Annotated in this window: 16 protein-coding genes; 8 read left to right on the top strand and 8 right to left on the bottom strand. The window is 45.4% G+C overall.

The window, feature by feature from the left end; translation table 11 throughout:
- Positions 1-135: 135 nt before the first annotated feature.
- On the bottom strand, positions 136-1,146 hold the full coding sequence (locus F905_RS00610) for an AraC family transcriptional regulator (protein WP_034597576.1): 1,011 nt from the start codon (positions 1,144-1,146) through the stop codon (positions 136-138).
- A 217-nt stretch (positions 1,147-1,363) separates the two neighbouring features.
- Between F905_RS00610 and F905_RS00615 the strand changes: the two genes are divergently transcribed.
- The 4 genes from F905_RS00615 to F905_RS00630 all read left to right on the top strand — a co-directional run bounded on the left by F905_RS00615 (position 1,364) and on the right by F905_RS00630 (position 6,109).
- Entirely contained in the window at positions 1,364-2,482 is a 1,119-nt protein-coding gene (locus tag F905_RS00615; protein WP_005175792.1) for a CaiB/BaiF CoA transferase family protein, read from the top strand.
- 277 nt (positions 2,483-2,759) lie between these two features.
- Positions 2,760-4,403: a nitrite/sulfite reductase gene (locus tag F905_RS00620; protein ID WP_005175794.1), complete on the top strand. Its 1,644-nt coding sequence runs from the start codon at positions 2,760-2,762 to the stop codon at positions 4,401-4,403.
- On the top strand, positions 4,396-4,881 hold the full coding sequence (locus F905_RS00625) for a DUF934 domain-containing protein (RefSeq protein WP_005175797.1): 486 nt from the start codon (positions 4,396-4,398) through the stop codon (positions 4,879-4,881). Before F905_RS00620 ends, F905_RS00625 begins: the two co-directional genes overlap by 8 nt.
- A 241-nt stretch (positions 4,882-5,122) precedes the next feature.
- A complete protein-coding gene (locus F905_RS00630) occupies positions 5,123-6,109 on the top strand; it encodes a diaminopimelate dehydrogenase (protein ID WP_005175800.1) in 987 nt (328 codons plus the stop codon).
- 201 nt (positions 6,110-6,310) lie between these two features.
- Here the strand turns inward: F905_RS00630 and F905_RS00635 are convergent, their stop codons facing one another.
- A complete protein-coding gene (locus F905_RS00635; RefSeq protein WP_005175806.1) occupies positions 6,311-7,486 on the bottom strand; it encodes a thiolase family protein in 1,176 nt (391 codons plus the stop codon).
- Positions 7,487-7,608: 122 nt separating this feature from the next.
- Positions 7,609-8,133, bottom strand: coding sequence for a GspH/FimT family pseudopilin (locus tag F905_RS00640; protein ID WP_005175808.1), 525 nt, complete (start codon positions 8,131-8,133; stop codon positions 7,609-7,611).
- Positions 8,134-8,510: 377 nt separating this feature from the next.
- Here F905_RS00640 and omp38 point away from each other — a divergent pair, with 377 nt between their 5' ends.
- Both omp38 and F905_RS00650 read left to right on the top strand, forming a co-directional pair.
- On the top strand, positions 8,511-9,557 hold the full coding sequence (omp38, locus tag F905_RS00645; RefSeq protein ID WP_005175810.1) for an outer membrane protein Omp38: 1,047 nt from the start codon (positions 8,511-8,513) through the stop codon (positions 9,555-9,557).
- 98 nt (positions 9,558-9,655) lie between these two features.
- Positions 9,656-10,186, top strand: coding sequence for a hypothetical protein (locus tag F905_RS00650; RefSeq protein ID WP_034597369.1), 531 nt, complete (start codon positions 9,656-9,658; stop codon positions 10,184-10,186).
- Between the two features lie 80 nt (positions 10,187-10,266).
- Here the strand turns inward: F905_RS00650 and F905_RS00655 are convergent, their stop codons facing one another.
- The 3 genes from F905_RS00655 to F905_RS00665 all read right to left on the bottom strand — a co-directional run bounded on the left by F905_RS00655 (position 10,267) and on the right by F905_RS00665 (position 14,200).
- Positions 10,267-11,730 carry an amino acid permease gene (locus F905_RS00655; RefSeq protein WP_005175817.1) on the bottom strand — a complete coding sequence of 488 codons (1,464 nt, stop codon included), beginning with the start codon at positions 11,728-11,730 and terminating at the stop codon, positions 10,267-10,269.
- Positions 11,730-12,764 carry a class I SAM-dependent methyltransferase gene (locus F905_RS00660; RefSeq protein WP_005175821.1) on the bottom strand — a complete coding sequence of 345 codons (1,035 nt, stop codon included), beginning with the start codon at positions 12,762-12,764 and terminating at the stop codon, positions 11,730-11,732. The genes F905_RS00655 and F905_RS00660 overlap by 1 nt, the downstream gene beginning before the upstream one ends.
- Before the next feature lie 65 nt (positions 12,765-12,829).
- Entirely contained in the window at positions 12,830-14,200 is a 1,371-nt protein-coding gene (locus F905_RS00665) for a uracil-xanthine permease family protein (protein WP_005175824.1), read from the bottom strand.
- A 173-nt stretch (positions 14,201-14,373) separates the two neighbouring features.
- Here F905_RS00665 and typA point away from each other — a divergent pair, with 173 nt between their 5' ends.
- A complete protein-coding gene (gene typA / locus F905_RS00670) occupies positions 14,374-16,206 on the top strand; it encodes a translational GTPase TypA (RefSeq protein WP_005175828.1) in 1,833 nt (610 codons plus the stop codon).
- Between the two features lie 174 nt (positions 16,207-16,380).
- Positions 16,381-16,818 (top strand): large conductance mechanosensitive channel protein MscL, encoded by a 438-nt coding sequence (gene mscL, locus F905_RS00675; protein ID WP_005175830.1) that lies wholly within the window; start codon positions 16,381-16,383, stop codon positions 16,816-16,818.
- Between the two features lie 113 nt (positions 16,819-16,931).
- Here the strand turns inward: mscL and F905_RS00680 are convergent, their stop codons facing one another.
- Positions 16,932-17,216, bottom strand: coding sequence for a peptidylprolyl isomerase (locus F905_RS00680; RefSeq protein WP_005175832.1), 285 nt, complete (start codon positions 17,214-17,216; stop codon positions 16,932-16,934).
- Positions 17,217-17,221: 5 nt separating this feature from the next.
- Complete coding sequence (mutM, locus tag F905_RS00685) at positions 17,222-18,082, bottom strand: bifunctional DNA-formamidopyrimidine glycosylase/DNA-(apurinic or apyrimidinic site) lyase (RefSeq protein ID WP_005175833.1); 861 nt, start codon at positions 18,080-18,082, stop codon at positions 17,222-17,224.
- Positions 18,083-18,281 lie beyond the last annotated feature (199 nt).

Below are 18,281 nucleotides of genomic sequence, written 5' to 3' on the forward strand. Positions count from 1 at the left end.
AATGATTAATTGATGAAGTGCAATGACGAGAACGGGCGAGGTCAGATGATGCTTTTCGCCAATAAAAAAAGCCCTCACTTGGCGGTGAGGGCGGAGAGGAAGATCAAACCTGAAAAGACGTTGTCTAAAAAATGTTTAGTGATAACCGTGTAACTGGCGATATAGCCCTGGTGTCACTCCAGTCCATTTTTTAAAGGCACGGTGGAAGGTACTGGTTTCACTAAAGCCGACCTGTTGCGCTACATCTTCTAGCGTCAGTTCCGGATTCAGCAACAGGTGAATCGCGGCATCACGACGTAAGGCATCTTTGACGCCCTGATAGCTTTTACCTTCGGCTGCCAGACGGCGGCGCAGGGTTTGCGGCGACAGATACAGCATTGAGGCAACATCATTCAAGGTTGGCATTTCTTCGCCAATCTGGCTCTTCAGGACATCACGAATTCGTGAAGTTAAAGAGTTGGTATTTTTGAATTTCACTAATAACTGTGCCGGTGCCGCTTTCAGGAATTCTTCCAGGGTTTCTTCATTCTGGCGAATTGGCAAGTCCAGATAGTCGGCCGCAAAGGTAATTTCGGTACGCGGCATATCAAACTGCATCACTGGGGCGAAGAACAGCGCATCATATTCATCGGCATGGGCAGGGCGCTCATAACCAAAGTGGACACGTTCCAGCGGCAGACGGCGTTCAATTAACCACGATGCCAGACCATGCCAGATCATCAGCATACTTTCAGTAATAAAGTGGTCCGGGTCCATGCTCTTAGGAATTAACGGCACCAGACGGGCTTCGTGTTTGTCACGTTCCAGCGTCACCGACCATTCATCGCCAAACAGTTTATAGAACTGGGAGGACAGTTCTAAGGCATCACCCAAGGTTTTGGCATGGATGATCAGCTGGCACATGATGGCAAAAGTACCTAAGCGGCGGCCTTGAACATCAAAGCCGATGTGCTCGTCCTGAGTCACCATCCACAGCATTTTAATAAAACGGGTATATTGTTCTGGCGAGATTCGCGCTTTGGGCTGGCGTAACAGCTCGGCCTCAATACCCACGTGTGATAATAAGGTCTCGACGTCCATGCCAAGGCGTTTGACACCGGTTAGAGCCGCATTTACGAAGTGGATACTGATGGTATCGCGGCTCATATTAAAGCCTTCTGACTCTTTGTCTTTGGTAATCACGTATGTTTGACCTAAATGACATTAAAAATAAAGTTTTTGGCAATTTACTTGAGTTGTTTTGCCATTTTCACATATTAAATTGCCGAAATGATCAAGGTAAATGGCTGAACATGACATTGTGTTTATGCTTTTATATTTCTAAGATGATGAAAAAATCAACACAAATAGAGTAAAAACTCCAATGTCATACGCTTTAAACGGACTCAAAGTTTTAGATTTTTCCACCTTGTTACCCGGACCATTTGCCACGCTTTATCTGGCCGATTTAGGCGCAGAAGTGGTGCATATTGAATCACCGAACCGTCCCGATCTGGTCCGGCTATTTCCGCCCTATGCCAATGGCCAGGCGACTTCGCACAGTTACCTGAACCGCAATAAACAGTCGGTGACGCTGGATTTAAAAGACCCCGACAGCATTGCACAAATTAAAGCCAAAATTAAAGATTACGATATTGTGGTTGAGCAGTTTCGCCCTGGGGTAATGCAGCGTTTGGGGCTGGATTATGCCACATTGGCAGAAATTCATCCCGGACTGATTTATTGTTCCATTACCGGCTATGGACAAAGCGGTCCTTATCAGGCCAAGGCTGGACATGATATCAATTATTTAGCGCTTTCCGGTATTGCCGGGCATAGTGGCCGGGCACAGTCTGGGCCACCGCCAATGGGCATTCAGATTGCTGATGTTGCAGGTGGCTCACTACATGCGCTGGTCGGTATATTGGCCGCCGTCATTGAACGGCAAAGCAGCGGACAGGGACAATATATTGATATTTCCATGACTGACTGTGTGGCGGCCTTAAACAATATGGCTGCGGCAGCCAGCCTGGCCGGACAGGAGCCGCAGCGTCCCGAAGCTGGCCATTTAAATGGCGCGATTTTTTATGACTATTATCGTACCTCAGATGGCCGCTATCTTTCGATCGGTGGTTTGGAGCCACAATTTATGCAAGGTCTGGCCGCGGTCCTGGAGTTGCCACTAATTGTGGAAAAAGGAAGTTCTTTTGATTCAGACGACCGGCAGGCGGTGAAACAGGCCATTGGCAATAAAATTCAATCCAAAAGCTGGGTAGAATGGCAGCAAATATTTGCCGAGCAGGATGTTTGTGTCGAACCGGTGCTGTATTTAGAAGAAGCACTGCATTCACCACTGGCCCAGCAACGCGAATGGGTGGTTCAAGTGCCACTGGAACAGGACAGCCCAGACACTGAAGCGCAGTTGGCCTGCCCGATTAAATTCTCGCGCTCCAAAGCTCGTTATGATTTCCGTGGCCAAGGTTTGGGGCAGGGGAACTGGTAACGCGCCGGTCTATAAAAGAGGTTTATCAGCCAATATAAGATGTTTATCCAGACCCAAAAGTGAGGATAAACATCTTATGAAAAAAAATGCTAAATAACGCAAAAAATAATGAAAGATCCAGAAAATAATAATGAATGGCTGCAAAGGCTTGCTTACAGCGCAAGTCCAGCTGACTTATCAATAAAATCGCTATGAAATATGTAAAAAACGCATTTTGTTGATAGATAAAATGTCGCTATCCTGTCGGTCGTTATAATGAAACTACTAGCTGTACGCCATGTATTTATATACTGATTTCGATCAGCAACTGATTAATGAACGTGTTGCGCAGTTCCGTGACCAGACGGAACGTTATTTAGTGGGCAAATTGACAGAAGATGAATATCGTCCACTTCGTCTCCAAAATGGTTTATATGTACAGCGCTATGCGCCAATGTTACGTATTGCCGTGCCTTATGGTTTAATGAGCTCGACCCAGCTGCGTAAAGTCGCTGCCTTGGCCAAGGCCTATGACCGTGGTTATGCCCACGTTTCAACACGTCAAAATATTCAGTTTAACTGGCCTGCACTAGAAAACGTGCCAGATATGCTGGCTGAACTGGCCACAGTTCAGATGCACGCGATTCAAACCTCAGGTAACTGTATCCGGAATACCACCACGGACCAGTATGCCGGTGTGGTCGCTGGTGAAATTGCCGATCCGCGTCCGACCTGTGAGCTGATCCGTCAATGGTCGACTTTCCATCCAGAATTTGCCTTCTTGCCACGTAAATTCAAGATTGCGGTATCTGCACTTGAAGAAATTGACCGTGCGGCAACTGCTTTCCATGATATTGGTGTGTATATTGTACGCAATGCAGCCGGCGAAATGGGCTATAAAATCATGGTTGGCGGTGGTTTGGGTCGTACCCCAATCATCGGTGCAGTGATTAAAGAATGGCTGCCACGTGAAGACTTAATTGCTTACTTGGAAGCAGTGCTGCGTGTCTATAACCTGCACGGCCGTCGTGATAACAAATATAAAGCACGTATCAAGATTCTGGTAAAAGCACTCACGTCAGAAGTATTTGCCGAGAAAGTTGAAGCTGAATTTGCACATACGGTGAAAACCTTAAAAGTCGATGCAGACACCCTGAAAAAAATGGATGAGAACTTTACGCCATTCGATTATCAGGACTATGCAGATGAGGACTTCACCGCGCTGTTTGCACAATATCCGAAGTTCAAGCAATGGTTTAACATCAATACCAATGCACACAAAGTGAAAGGCTACCGTATTGTCACCATTTCACTGAAACGTGCCGGTATTGCCCCGGGTGATGTCACCACGGAAGAAATGAACCTGATTGCCGACCTGGCTGATCAGTACACTTTCGGTGAATTACGTACTACACACGAGCAGAATATTGCGCTGGTAGATGTACCACAAAAAGACCTGTTTGCCTTATGGCAAACCCTGGATCAACACAATCTGGCGCGTGCGCACATTGGTTTCTTGACTGATATTATCTGCTGCCCAGGCGGTGATTTCTGCTCGCTGGCCAATGCCAAATCAATTCCAATTTCTGAAGCGATTTCACGCCGTTTTGATGACCTTGATACCATTTACAACCTGGGTAAACTGGATCTGAACATCTCCGGTTGTATGAATGCCTGTGGTCATCACCATGTCGGCAACATCGGGATTTTAGGTGTTGATAAAAAAGGCGCGGAATTCTACCAGATTACCCTGGGTGGTAATGCTGATCATGATGCCTCAATCGGTGACATCTTAGGGCCATCATTTGCTGCGGAAAAAGTGCCAGATGTGGTGGAAGAAATTTTAAATACTTATCTTGACCTGCGCCAGGAAGGTGAAGAGTTTATTGATACCTATCGCCGTGTTGGCATTCAACCATTTAAGGAGCGTGCATATGCTTAATACCGCACTACAAGTGCTCTCTAAAGATGGCACGATTGCAGACAATACTTACCAAATTATTGGTGAAGATGGCGTGTTACCACAAGGTGATGTGGTTTTAACGGTTGAGCAGCTCGATCAACTTGCTAATGTTTCAGGTAAAAAAGCGCTGTACTTAACGGTAGATGCTTCGCCTGAAACCAATGAGTTTCCGTTAGATCAACTCGATGCCATTTTTATTGAGTTTGCTGGCTTTAATGATGGTCGTGGTTATTCATTTGCTGCACTGCTTCGCCGTCAGGGTTTTGAAGGTGAACTTCGTGCAACAGGTGATGTATTTAAAGACGTACTGAACTATATGAAGCGTTCCGGTTTCGATACCTTCGTGATTAAAGAAGGTAAAGATATTCAGGAAGCGGCAGCCGGTCTGGGTGATTTTACCCATCCTTATCAGGCTTCGACGGCCGTGGCTCAGGCACGTTATCAAACGGGTGCTTAATTTCACCCGTTGCGAAAAACCTCCGTCAGGAGGTTTTTTTGTTTTTATGCGATAGATTTAGATCAGCATCGCGACTGACTTTGCTTTAATTTGGTGCAAATACAACATTGTGGCACAATATGGTGCATTCTGTGAGCAGGCTGAATCATGGCTTGAATCCACAGAAGAAGCACCCAATCATCTTCGTTTTATGAATCTGATTTGGAAAAGTTTAACTATTAGCTTGAAGTGACTTGTCTGTATGCAACATTCTATTCGTATTGGTATTGCTGGTTATGGCAATTTAGGGCGTGGTGTGGAAACTGCCATTCAAAAGAATCCAGATTTACAGCTTGTGGGTATTTTTACTCGCCGTGCGCCTGAAACTGTTTCACCCTGCTTTACTGAAACCAAAGTTTTTCATATGGATGCATTGGTTGACTTCCAGAATCAGATTGATGTACTGATTTTATGTGGTGGATCGAAAGATGATTTGCCTAAACAGACCCCTGAATTAGCAAGTAAATTTAATACTGTCGACAGCTTTGATACACACGCACGTATTCCAGAGTTCTTTGATGCTGTAAATGCGCCAGCACTTGCGAACAAGAAAACAGCCATGATTTCGATTGGCTGGGACCCGGGTATGTTCTCTATCAATCGTTTGTTCGGTGAAGCATTACTTCCAGACGGTGAAACCTATACCTTCTGGGGTAAAGGTTTGAGTCAGGGTCACTCAGATGCGATTCGTCGTGTTGAGGGTGTGAAAGCGGGTGTGCAATATACCATTCCCTCCACCGATGCGATGGACAAGGTGCGTAGTGGTTCACGTCCAGAGTTAAGCACCCGAGATAAGCATACGCGTGAGTGCTATGTGGTACTTGAAGGGGGTGCAGACGCAGCCAAGGTTGAACAGGCCATTGTGACCATGCCGGATTATTTTGCGGACTACAATACAACGGTAAACTTCATTGATGAAGAAACTCTTCGTAATGAACACAATCGTATGCCACATGGTGGATTCGTGATTCGCAGTGGCAATACCAGCGATGCCCATAATCAAGTCATGGAATTCTCTTTAAAACTGGAGAGTAATCCTGAGTTCACCGCAAGCGTACTGGTGGCTTATGCACGTGCGTGTTACCGCATGAACCAGATGGGTCAGTATGGTGCGAAAACCGCATTTGATGTTGCACCAGGTTTATTGTCGATGAAGTCACCGGAACAACTGCGTAAAGAAATTCTTTAAGTATTAAAATTTAAACGGTTACTTTAATTGTGATGATAAAAAGCCTCCAAGTGAAGGCTTTTTATTTTTGTCTTTTAAAATCCCCCTCCTTTAATAAAGGAGGGGCTAGGGGAGGATTGACTGAATTAAATCTCCCTAAACCCTGAACAAATTAAAAGTATTGCTTTTAACGAAGTGCAAGGTAAAGAGGGGTTTAAAAGATTAAATTAACTCAATCGCCACAGCAGTTGCTTCACCGCCACCGATACATAGGGCGGCGATACCACGCTTGCCACCGGTACGTTTCAGGGCATGAATCAGGGTTAAAATAATACGTGAACCGGTCGAACCAACTGGGTGACCAAGTGCACAGGCACCGCCATTGATGTTGACTTTTTCTGGGTCCAGTTTGAACTCGTCCATTGGACACATAGTCACCATGGCAAAAGCTTCATTGATTTCCCACAGATCCACATCTGCAACCGTCCAGCCGGTTTTATCCAGAACTTTTTGAATTGCACCGACTGGCGCAATGGTAAATTCAGATGGATGCTGTGAATTCGAAGCATAGGCAATCAGCTTGGCTAGCGGTTGTAAACCTTTTGCTGCAGCGTTGTCTGCTGAGGTTAATACAAGTGCAGATGCACCATCCGAAATAGAGCTGGCATTGGCCGCAGTAATGGTGCCATCTTTAGCAAACGCTGGGCGTAGTGTTGGAATTTTTTCAATATTGGCGTTGAATGGTTGTTCATCTTTATCGACCACGACATCGCCTTTACGGGTAGACACCGTTACAGGCACGATTTCATCGGTAAAATAACCTTCATTCACTGCAGTTTGTGCACGTTTTAATGAACGAATAGCAAAGTCATCCATTTGTTCGCGGGTATAACCTTTGGTATTGGCCATGTCCTGTGCAAAAGAACCCATTAAACGGCCGGTTTCTGCATCTTCAAGGCCATCTAGGAACATATGGTCTTTGACTTCACCATGGCCCATACGGAAACCGCCGCGTGCTTTTGGCAGGATATACGGCGCATTGGTCATTGATTCCATACCACCTGCAACCACGTAAGTTGCTGAACCGGCTTTAATCATATCTGCGGCTTGCATGACCGCTTTCATGCCTGAACCACACAGTTTGTTAATGGTTACAGCACCGGTTGAATCCGGTAAGCCTGCCTTACGCATGGCTTGACGTGCAGGACCCTGTTTTAAGCCGGCCGGTAAAACACAGCCCATAATGACTTCTTCGATATCGGTCGGTTGTAAGCCAGCACGAGAAATAGCGGCTTGAATGGTGGCTGCACCTAAGTCGGGTGCGGTTAAACTGGCAAGACTACCCTGAAAACCACCCATTGCTGTCCGTGCACCATTAACAATTACGATATCCGTCATCGTTGTATCTCCAATCTGTTTCTAATCAATTCAATATTTATTTTGAGCTTAAGCCCTAGCAGTATAGGGGAAAAATCCACAGAATAAAGCGTAATTTTCATACATCTTTAGACGCATAAGTTTTAGCAGCTATTGGGAAATTCTATGCGTAGAAAACCACGATTACTGAGGAAAATACGCTGATTGGGGGTAAAACCTGAACAATAATAAAAACTGCCATTAGAGCCTAAAGGTAAACCCTGCTGAGCGTTAAATCTGAGACTGGGCAGAGACAGGGCGCCTTTCCATTCCAGGTTACCGTATTTCAGGCGGGTCTTTTCGGTTAAGACAATGGATTCACCAGAATCGAGGCTGCGGTTGCGGTTATGATCGATAAAAATAATAAAGCCATTGTTCCATTGATTATTCTGACATTGCTGCAGATCGGCACTCGGACAAATTACAATATTGGCGCGATAGGTGAGCGCTTGGGATTTGGCCAGGTTAATACTATATTGCAGTAAATAACGGATGCGCTTGGCTTCTTGCTGGGCCAGATATTGCTGAAAATGAGGCAAAGCAATCGCACTAATGATGCCAATGATTGCCATCACCACAATGAGTTCAAACAGGCTAAAGCCTGAAGTGTGAGATTTAATTGGGTACATACTAAGTAGACCTATAATCTTTATATTTTTATTATGTTTCTGTAATACAAAATATTGTTTTGTAATATTTTTCTAGGTTGTCATTATTTTTACGCATCTTTCTATAAAGCTGCTAAAATAAAGTGGAAGTGACAATAAGCTATCCACAATAAAAAATTGAGTAAAAATTTACCGAATTACAACGGAAATTGTAAGTAATTTTGTCAATAATTTACTTGATTAAAATTATCAAGCACTTGGAAAAAGAATAAAGTGTTTGTATGATTCAAAGTGACTAGCTTAAAAAGAAAACTGGGGTAAAAAAAGCCTATCTCAGGATAGCCAAAACTTTAGGCTTGAGCTTGAACAACAATTTGTTATCTCTGGAGGATAAATCCATGAAAATGAGTCGTATTGCATTGGCAATGCTCGTAGCTGCGCCTTTAGCAGCTGCAAACGCAGGCGTAACTGTTACTCCATTAATGCTTGGTTACACTTTCCAAGACACTAAACACAACAATGGTTCTGAACACCTAACTTCATCTGCTGAAATGGAAGATGATTTATTTGTTGGTGCTGCATTGGGTGTTGAACTGACTCCTTGGTTAGGTTTTGAAGCTGAATATAACCAAGTGAAAGGTGATATGGCTGAACAAGCTGGCGCTGAATATAAGCAAACTCAAATCAATGGTAACTTCTATGCGACTTCTGATTTGATCACTAAAAACTATGACAGCAAAGTTAAGCCATATGTATTGTTAGGTGCTGGTCACTACAAATACGAGTTTGACAACGATTTAGGTCGTGAAGGTCGTGGTCTTAAAGAAGAAGGTACTTTAGGTAATGCGGGTCTAGGTGCATTCTGGCACTTAAACGATGCATTAGCGCTGCGTACTGAAGCTCGTGCTACTTATAACATCGATGAAGACTTCTGGAACTACACTGCTTTAGCAGGTCTGAACGTTGTTCTTGGCGGCCGTTTGAAACCAGCTGCTCCAGTAGTAGAAGTTGCTCCAGTTGAGCCAGTTGCTCCAGTTCAACCAGCTCCACAAGAGTTGACTGAAGACCTGAACATGGAACTTCGCGTATTCTTTGATACCAACAAATCAAACATCAAAGATCAATACAAGCCAGAAATCGCTAAAGTTGCTGAAAAACTGGTTGAATATCCAAACGCAACAGCGCGTATCGAAGGTCACACAGACAACACTGGTCCACGTGCACTGAACGAACGTTTATCTTTAGCTCGTGCGAACTCTGTGAAATCTTCACTTGTAAACGAATACAACGTTGACCCAGCTCGTCTGTCAACTCAAGGTTTCGCTTGGGATCAACCGATTGCTGACAACAACACCAAAGAAGGTCGTGCTATGAACCGTCGTGTATTCGCGACAATCACTGGTAGCCGTACAGTTACTGTACAACCAGAAGCAGCTGCTCAATAATTTGAGTAGACCTTAGAAAAAACGACTCTTCGGAGTCGTTTTTTTTTATAATGGAATTTTATTGCCTTAAAAATCCCGCAGTCTGGGTAAGATGGATTATGAGCACAGAAATTCCGGATCAACTCCTTCAACTTGAAGCCAATGGTGGTATTTTTGCTATTTGGAAGATTTTTCAGCACTATGGGATTGATCTGGAAATTGCCGATCTGGTCCAGCTGTGCCGACATAATAACGAAGATGGCACTTTCGGAATTGCGCTAGCAGTGGGGTTGAAAAAGCTCGGGCTTGAGGTGAGTTTTCATACTGATCCTGATCCGCACCAGCACCCGACGGAAGTGCTGTGTTATCAGGAAGCGCAGCAATTACAGATTCCGCTACAGCCGGCACTCAGCTATAGCGCTTTGCAGACATGTGTTGAGCAGGGCCGCTTTGTGATAGTGTTCTATGACACACTAGAAGGCGTGGGGAATCATTCCTTAATCTATTCGATGGATGCAGAAGAGGTCTGTTTCTTTGACAGCTTTGATGCAATGCCAGCACAGGTTTTCGAGCAGCAGCGTCAGGCAGAGGGCATTTGCCGTCAGGCCATTGTGATTGATGACCGAAATTTTGTGATGCGTTATAGCTAAGCCACATTTATCGAGATCATAAAAAAAGCAGTCACTTGGACTGCTTTTTTGTTGAGTGCTTTTAAAGAAAGCTGAATCAATTATTCACGGTCGATCTTCATCGGCTGGACATCCATCTGCTGATAAGGAATCAGCTTGGTTTTGTATTTCCATTTATAGCCTAACCAGATGGCCAGGAACAATAAAATCCCGATATAGGTGGAAAGCACAGCCAGCCACTCACCATCAAGTACCGCCTGATAGTTCTGACCCAAGACGACAATCGCACATAAAGTGAAGGCAAACCATGGTGCGAACGGGAAGAACTTGGCACGATACGCCAGATCTTCAAGTTTATAGCCCTGAGCAAGATAGCCTTTGCGGAAACGATAATGAGAAACCGCAATACCCAGCCAGACAATAAAGCCACACATGCCTGACATATTTAGTAGCCAGTTAAAGACCTGTTCTTCACCAATAAAGGTGGTCAAGAAACATAATGCAGCAATGGCTGTAGTGGCATACAGCGCATTCATCGGTACGCCACGTGGATCAAGGCGGGCAAAGGCTTTTGGTGCACTGCCTTTACGTGCCATATCAAACAGCATACGCGTAGATGAATACATGCCTGAGTTACCCGCAGACAGGATCGCCGTTAGAATGACTGCATTCATGACGCTGGCTGCAAAGGCAAAACCGGCCTGTTCATACAGTAAGGTAAACGGTGACAGTGCCACATCATCTGTTGCAGCGGCCTGCAGTAATCGTGGATCATCATAGGCAATCAGGGTGCCGATAATGAAAATACACACGATATAGAACAACAGGATACGCCAGAAAATCTGTTTGATTGCAATCGGAATAGTTTTCTGTGGATCTTTGGATTCACCTGCAGCCACGCCGACCATTTCTGTGCCCTGGAAGGAGAAACCGGCAATCATCGCCACACCAATCAGGGCTGATAAACCACCGACAAAGGGTGCTTCACCTTGGCTCCAGTTACCAAAAGTTGCAACATCCGGGGTCATCATGATCTTGGCGATCATGACCAGACCAATAATAATAAAGATGATAATCGCAAGCACTTTGACTAAAGAGAAGAAGAACTCGGACTCACCAAAGCCTTTGACTGTCAGGGCATTAATCGCAAACACCACGGTCAGGAACAGGGCACTCCAGTAGAAACCGGGAATATCCGGGAACCAGAACTTCATGATGAACTGTACCGCAACCAGTTCAAATGCCACGGTAATGGCCCAGTTATACCAGTAGTTCCAGCCTAGCGCGAAACCAAAACCACCTTCAACATATTTGCTGCCATAGGTAAAGAATGCACCTGAGGTCGGATTGTGGGTCGCCAATTCGCCCAAGCTGGTCATCAAGAAATAGATCATGACGCCAATCAGGGCATAGGCCAGTAATGCACCACCCGGACCGGCATTGGCAATGGTCGCACCGGAGGCCAGGAATAAACCGGTCCCGATCGATCCGCCAATGGCGATCATATTTAAGTGGCGAGCACCGAGCTTACGCTGCAGCTGTCGGCTGTGTTGAGTTTCGCTCATCATACTTCCTTAACATTTTTTTGAGTGCTCGCGAATAGCACTTTAAAACCTTGTTGATCTGCCTTGACCGTACACTGGCCAAAACTCTGTTCAATCAACAGGGGATAATTTAAAAAGCGGTTGGCCACAATCCACAGTTCACCACCCGATTTCAGGTGGCGGCGCGCAGTTTTACACAGTTTTTCGCTGGCATCATAGTCGGTCTGAATCCCCTGATGAAAAGGCGGATTGCTGACAATGGCATGCAAAAACAGCGGTGCATCTTCAATGCCACTGACGGCTTTAATCTCAAGCTGCTGCGGATTGAGCTGGTTGTGCTCAAAAGTCATTTGGGTTGAAGCGAGTGCAAAAGCATCTACATCCAGCGCGAAGATACGGTTATCTGGATTCAGCTTGGCCAGATAGGCACTGATAATGCCGGCGCCACAACCAAAATCGGCAATTTTACCCGATGGCACCTGGCTTAAATATGGCAGGAAGACCGCTGTACCGACATCAAGACGGTTCTGGCTGAACACACCTGGCAGGGCACAAATCTGTAGATCGCCTTTTGGCGTCGCTACAGTATAACGCTGCGCCCAGTTGGCCAGTGCTTTTTTCTCGACGCTGCAGTCTAGTGTTAATTGCCAGAGTTGGCAATGACGGGCACTGTCGAGTTTTAAGGCTTTACCATAAGGCTGTAACTGTTTGGCTGCACGTTCGACGCCGCCTTTTTTCTCACCGACCAGAAAAACACTACTGCTGGTTTGCAGATGGGCGGCAACATTGTGCAGCACATAATTCAGCAGTTCTTTGGATTTCGGCACAAAAATAATCGCCTGATCAAATTCGCCTTCTGGAAAGTCGGCACCAAAATGAACGGGGGCAGTCTGGTTCTGGAAATAGTGGTAATCGTTAAAATTCCATGTCCAGAAAAAAGGCTGGACCGATTCACCGAATTCAGCGAACAGCTGGTCTGTAGGCGCATTGATCAGTAACACACGACCTGATAAATAATCATATTGTCGTAATAGCACTTCGCTTTTAGCATCCATGAGTCGCTCTCCAATAGAAAAACACTGTCCAAGTCCTGCTCAGACAGTGTTTTCTGGACATGAAATTACTTCTTGGTTTCAGGTAATACAATATTCAGAATCAGTGCTGCAATACCGCCGGTCGCAACACCTGAGCTAAAGATATTACGGAATAATTCTGGCAGATGTTCCAGAATTTGTGGCACTTGCGCAACGCCTAAACCGAGCGCCAGAGAAATGGCAATGATCAGCAGGGCACGACGGTCCAGATGAATACCCGATAAAATATTAATTCCCGATGCGGCTACCGCACCAAACATGACCATCACTGCACCACCCAGAACGGCTTGAGGCACAGCCTGAATCACGCCCGCAACAGCAGGTAATAGGCCTAAAATCACCAGCATCGCGGCAATCCAGATTCCCACATAACGGCTAGCCACACCGGTTAACTGAATCACACCGTTGTTTTGTGCAAATACCGAACTTGGGAAGGTGTTGAAGATACCGGCCAGGAATGAGTTGGCACCATTGACCAGCACACCACCTTTAATACGCTGCATCCATTTTGGACCATCCACGGGCTGGTTCGACAGTTTAGAGGTTGCGGTGATGTCACCAATCGCTTCTAACGACGTAACCAGGTAAATAAAGGCCATTGGAATGAACAGGCTCCAGGAGAATTCTAGACCAAAGTGCATTGGTGTTGGCACTTGTACCAGTGGCGCTTCCTGTAGACCAGAGAAGTCCAAATGACCCATAAAGCCAGCCACAATATAACCCACGATCAGGGCAATCAGGATGGCGGAGCTTTTAATCCAGGTCACATTAATCCGGTTCAGGATAATGATTAAAGCCAGAACGGTACAAGACATGATCAGGTTATCGGCATTGGCGAAAGTCTTGTCCGACATGGCCTGATAACCGCCACCCATACTGATTAAACCTTCTTTAATTAAGGTTAAACCAATCAGCAGGACCACAATCCCGGTTACCAGCGGGGTAATCAGTTTTTTAACCCATGGCAGAATTTGTGAAACACCCATCTCGATAAATGAACCGGCAATCACCACACCAAAAATAGCAGCCATAACCGACTCAACTGGTGTACCTGCTGCGACCATTGCAGAACCAATCCCGATGATTGGGCCAATAAAGTTAAAGCTGGTGCCCTGAACAATTAACAGTCCGGCACCAAAAGGACCTACTTTTTTAGCTTGCAGGAAGGTTGCAATCCCTGAAATCACCAAAGACATCGATAAAATCATATTGGTGTCTTCTTTGGAAACGCCCAAGGCCAGACAGATCAACAGACCTGGTGTCACAATCGGGACAATAATGGCCAATAAGTGTTGGAAGGCAGCAAGAAAAGCAATAAATGGTTTAGGACGGTCATTCAGACCATAGACCAAATCCAGTTGCGGTTTTTGATCAGGAGATGAATTAAATTCAGACATAAGTCAAAAGCAAATTAGGCTAGGTGGCGGTATTCTAATCGAGTTACACGTCTTTACAAACTTTAAATCGTCGCTTCTGTCGAAAAAAGTTCGATTGTCAATAAAGTGTCACTACTAAATGAGAGTATTTTTCTGTATAATTTGCCCTCAAATTTAAAGCGTATCGAATTTACATGTCAGATATTAAAACTCTCCGCAACATCGCGATTATCGCGCACGTTGACCACGGTAAAACCACTCTTGTAGATAAACTTTTACAACAATCAGGTGCTCTCGGTGAACGAGCGGGCGAGATTGAGCGTGTCATGGATTCAGGCGCTATTGAAAGTGAACGTGGTATTACCATTCTTGCAAAAAACACTGCAATCAAATGGTTAGATAAACGTACCGATACTGAATACCGTATCAACATCGTGGATACCCCGGGACACGCCGACTTCGGTGGTGAAGTTGAACGTGTCATGTCGATGGTGGATTGCGTACTTCTTCTGGTTGACTCACAAGAAGGTCCAATGCCACAAACCCGTTTCGTAACGCAAAAAGCGTTCGCACGTGGTTTGAAGCCAATCGTGATCATCAATAAGGTCGACAAGCCAAACGCGCGTCCTGACTGGGTGATTGACCAGGTATTCGATTTGTTCGACAACCTGGGTGGTACTGACGAACAGCTAGACTTCCCGGTGGTATATGCGTCTGGTTTACGTGGTGTTGCAGGTCCATCTCCAGAAGAACTGGCTGAAGATATGACACCGTTGTTTGAAACCATCGTAGACATCGTTGAACCACCAGCAGTTGACGTTGATGGTCCATTCCAGATGCAAGTGTCTTCACTGGACTATAACAGCTTCGTGGGTGTAATCGGTGTTGGTCGTATCCAGCGTGGTTCTGTAAAACTGAACACACCTGTAACTGTCATCGACAAAGATGGTAAAACACGTAACGGCCGTATCTTAAAAATCATGGGTTACCACGGTTTAGAGCGTATTGATGTAGATTCTGCATCTGCGGGTGACATCGTATGTGTAACCGGTATGGACGAGCTGCATATTTCTGACACCATCTGTGATCCGAAAAATGTTGAAGCATTACCACCGCTTTCTGTAGACGAACCAACCGTATCGATGACATTCCAGGTCAACAACTCGCCGTTCGCGGGTAAAGAAGGTAAGTTCGTGACCTCACGTAACATCCGTGAACGTCTAGACCGCGAATTGATTCACAACGTTGCACTGCGCGTTGAAGATACTGACAGTCCTGACCGTTTCAAAGTGTCTGGCCGTGGTGAACTTCATCTTTCAGTTCTGATTGAAAACATGCGTCGTGAAGGTTTCGAGATGGGTGTATCTCGTCCGCAAGTGATCTTGAAAGAGATTGATGGCGAAATGCAAGAACCGTACGAAAACGTAACGTTTGACGTTGAAGAACAGCACCAAGGCGCTGTGATGGAACAAATGGGTAACCGTAAAGGTGAGATGACCAATATGGAAGTGGACGGTAAAGGCCGTATCCGTATTGAAGCAACTGTTCCTTCACGTGGCCTGATTGGTTTCCGTTCTGAATTCATGACCATGACGTCTGGTACCGGTATCATGACCTCTAGCTTCTCGCACTACGGTCCAATGAAACAGGGTTCTGTAGCAAAACGTCAAAACGGTGTACTGATTTCTATGGTTCAAGGGACTTGCTTGGGCTATGCACTGTTCAGCTTGCAAGACCGTGGCCGTCTATTCGCTAAACCTCAGTTAGAAGTTTACGAAGGTATGATCGTGGGTATTAACTCTCGTTCAGACGATATGGTGGTGAACCCAACCAAAGCGAAACAGTTAACCAACGTACGTGCATCTGGTACGGATGATGCGTTAACTCTGGTTCCTGCAATTGAATTCACACTTGAACAAGCACTTGAATTCATTGAAGACGACGAGCTGGTTGAAGTAACGCCGAAGTCAATCCGTATCCGTAAGCGTTACCTGACTGAAAACGAACGTAAGCGTAACAAATCTTAATTTTAAAAATTAAGACGAAAAAAAAAACCGCCAGGTCCACTTGGCGGTTTTTTTTGTATTAAATGTTCTAAAACTACTTGGAAATAATTGAAAAAAGCGTACATTAAGCAGAAATCAAATCCTAGTAATTATGTATACTTCATCACATAAATAAAGATATATTCTGGAGAGCATATGAGCATTTTAAAAGAATTTAGAGAGTTTGCTATTAAAGGCAACATGATGGACCTGGCAGTCGGTGTCATCATTGGTGGTGCATTCGGTAAGATTATTGATTCACTGGTAAAAGATGTGATCATGCCGCTGATTTCATGGATTTTAGGTGGTGATGTCGATTTCACCAATAAATTCCTGATTCTGGGTGATAACCCGAACAATGTCCAAACCTTGGCTGCTGCCCAGGAAGCCGGTCTGAACATTTTCCATTATGGTAATTTCCTGACCATCTTCATTAACTTCCTGTTATTGGCCTGGGTGGTGTTCTGGTTGGTGAAACTGATGAACAAAATGCGCCGTAAGCAGGAAGCAGAGCCAGAACCGGCAGCAACTCCAGAAGATATCGAATTACTGCGTGAAATTCGTGACGAATTGAAAAAACGTCCGCAGGCGTAATTGAAAGCAAAAGAAAATGGCGCAAAGGCGCCGTTTTTTTATAGAATCCCTCCCAACCTCCCTTTAATAAAGAGAGGAGAAGTCCCTCTTTGCTAAAGGGGGATTTAGAGGGATTAAAAATCCATCCGGAATTTAATTTCCACCAAATGAAAACCAAACTGGCTTTTGACCGGACCATGCAACACCCGTTCAGCAGCCGTAAAGACCAGTTTATCAATCACTGGGACCAGTTGGCCTTTTTTCACTTCACCGAGTTCGCCGCCACGTTTGGCTGAGTTGCAGGTGGAATACTGTTTGGCAATTTTGGCAAAGTCTGCACCTGCTTGCAGCTTCTTTTTCAGCTGCTCGGCAGTATCTTTATCTTTTACCAGAATATGACGGACGATGGCCGTTTTCATGGGTATTACCTCGCTGTATGTTTCGGCTTGCTGGCTTTAGGATGAGCCAGTTTGACTTTCTTCAGCGGTTGGCACTCCGGGCAAAACACTGAGGCGCGCTGACCAAGCTTGAGATTTTCCAGTGTGGTTTCACAGTTGACACACATTTCACCGGCACGACCATAGGCCAGCAGGGTTTGCTGAAAATAGCCATTTTCGCCCATGGCATTGCTATAGTCGCGTAAGGTCGATCCACCCAAATCAATGGCCTGTTTTAAAATCCGCTTGATCTCCACAGTTAGTTTGTCAATCTGTTCCAGACTTAAGCTCGACGCCGGTTGTGCCGGGTGAATGCCCAGATTAAACAGACTTTCTGTGGCGTAAATATTGCCCACGCCCACCACCACATGGTTATCCATGATTGCAATTTTAATGCCGACATTTTTGTTTTTCAGTTTATCGGCCAGATAGTGAGCATTGAAAGCATCACTTAAAGGTTCAGGCCCGAGCGTATCAATCAGTTTGCTTTGCGAGTTTTCATCTAGCCAGAGAATGCAGCCAAAACGGCGCGGGTCGTGGTAGCGCAGCTGAATATCATCAAACTGGATAATCAGATGGTCATGTTTGCGCAGTTCGGCCTCGGGCTCACATAGGCGGAAGCTGCCGGACATGCCCAGATGCCACAGCATGCTGTCCTGTTCAAACTGGGCCAGAATATATTTGGAGCGACGGGTCAGGTTCAGTAGTTTTTGCCCGACCAGTTTGTGTAGATCGTCTGGAATTGGCCAGCGTAAGCTGGACTGGCGTACCTGCACGGCGTGCACACGCTGTTCTAGCAGCGGTAATAAACTGGTTTTGGTGGTTTCAACTTCAGGTAATTCAGGCATGGGCAGGCTTCGGCATGAGGATGCAGCTAATATCGGGTTGAATCTTGAAAAATACAAGACAGAGCAAGGCTGCATTATAAAGTGAATTGCCGTACCGCGCAGCCGGATCAGTCTTGCGGCTCAAACTGAACATTCACAGAAAAATAAAAGCGATTCAGCGTCCAGGTAAAAAAATGTAAGCCTGCACATCATTAATGTT

The sequence above is a fragment of the Acinetobacter sp. CIP 53.82 genome, from assembly GCF_000369465.1.
GTDB lineage: Bacteria > Pseudomonadota > Gammaproteobacteria > Pseudomonadales > Moraxellaceae > Acinetobacter > Acinetobacter indicus.

What these genes read in the sequence shown, in the direction of transcription:
- F905_RS00610 (WP_034597576.1), bottom strand. Translation starts at nt 1,146, where the DNA reads ATGAGCCGCGATACCATCAGTATCCACTTCGTAAATGCGGCTCTAACC.
- F905_RS00615 (WP_005175792.1), top strand. Translation starts at nt 1,364, where the DNA reads ATGTCATACGCTTTAAACGGACTCAAAGTTTTAGATTTTTCCACCTTG.
- F905_RS00620 (WP_005175794.1), top strand. Translation starts at nt 2,760, where the DNA reads ATGTATTTATATACTGATTTCGATCAGCAACTGATTAATGAACGTGTT.
- F905_RS00625 (WP_005175797.1), top strand. Translation starts at nt 4,396, where the DNA reads ATGCTTAATACCGCACTACAAGTGCTCTCTAAAGATGGCACGATTGCA.
- F905_RS00630 (WP_005175800.1), top strand. Translation starts at nt 5,123, where the DNA reads ATGCAACATTCTATTCGTATTGGTATTGCTGGTTATGGCAATTTAGGG.
- F905_RS00635 (WP_005175806.1), bottom strand. Translation starts at nt 7,486, where the DNA reads ATGACGGATATCGTAATTGTTAATGGTGCACGGACAGCAATGGGTGGT.
- F905_RS00640 (WP_005175808.1), bottom strand. Translation starts at nt 8,133, where the DNA reads ATGTACCCAATTAAATCTCACACTTCAGGCTTTAGCCTGTTTGAACTC.
- omp38 (WP_005175810.1), top strand. Translation starts at nt 8,511, where the DNA reads ATGAAAATGAGTCGTATTGCATTGGCAATGCTCGTAGCTGCGCCTTTA.
- F905_RS00650 (WP_034597369.1), top strand. Translation starts at nt 9,656, where the DNA reads ATGAGCACAGAAATTCCGGATCAACTCCTTCAACTTGAAGCCAATGGT.
- F905_RS00655 (WP_005175817.1), bottom strand. Translation starts at nt 11,730, where the DNA reads ATGAGCGAAACTCAACACAGCCGACAGCTGCAGCGTAAGCTCGGTGCT.
- F905_RS00660 (WP_005175821.1), bottom strand. Translation starts at nt 12,764, where the DNA reads ATGGATGCTAAAAGCGAAGTGCTATTACGACAATATGATTATTTATCA.
- F905_RS00665 (WP_005175824.1), bottom strand. Translation starts at nt 14,200, where the DNA reads ATGTCTGAATTTAATTCATCTCCTGATCAAAAACCGCAACTGGATTTG.
- typA (WP_005175828.1), top strand. Translation starts at nt 14,374, where the DNA reads ATGTCAGATATTAAAACTCTCCGCAACATCGCGATTATCGCGCACGTT.
- mscL (WP_005175830.1), top strand. Translation starts at nt 16,381, where the DNA reads ATGAGCATTTTAAAAGAATTTAGAGAGTTTGCTATTAAAGGCAACATG.
- F905_RS00680 (WP_005175832.1), bottom strand. Translation starts at nt 17,216, where the DNA reads ATGAAAACGGCCATCGTCCGTCATATTCTGGTAAAAGATAAAGATACT.
- mutM (WP_005175833.1), bottom strand. Translation starts at nt 18,082, where the DNA reads ATGCCTGAATTACCTGAAGTTGAAACCACCAAAACCAGTTTATTACCG.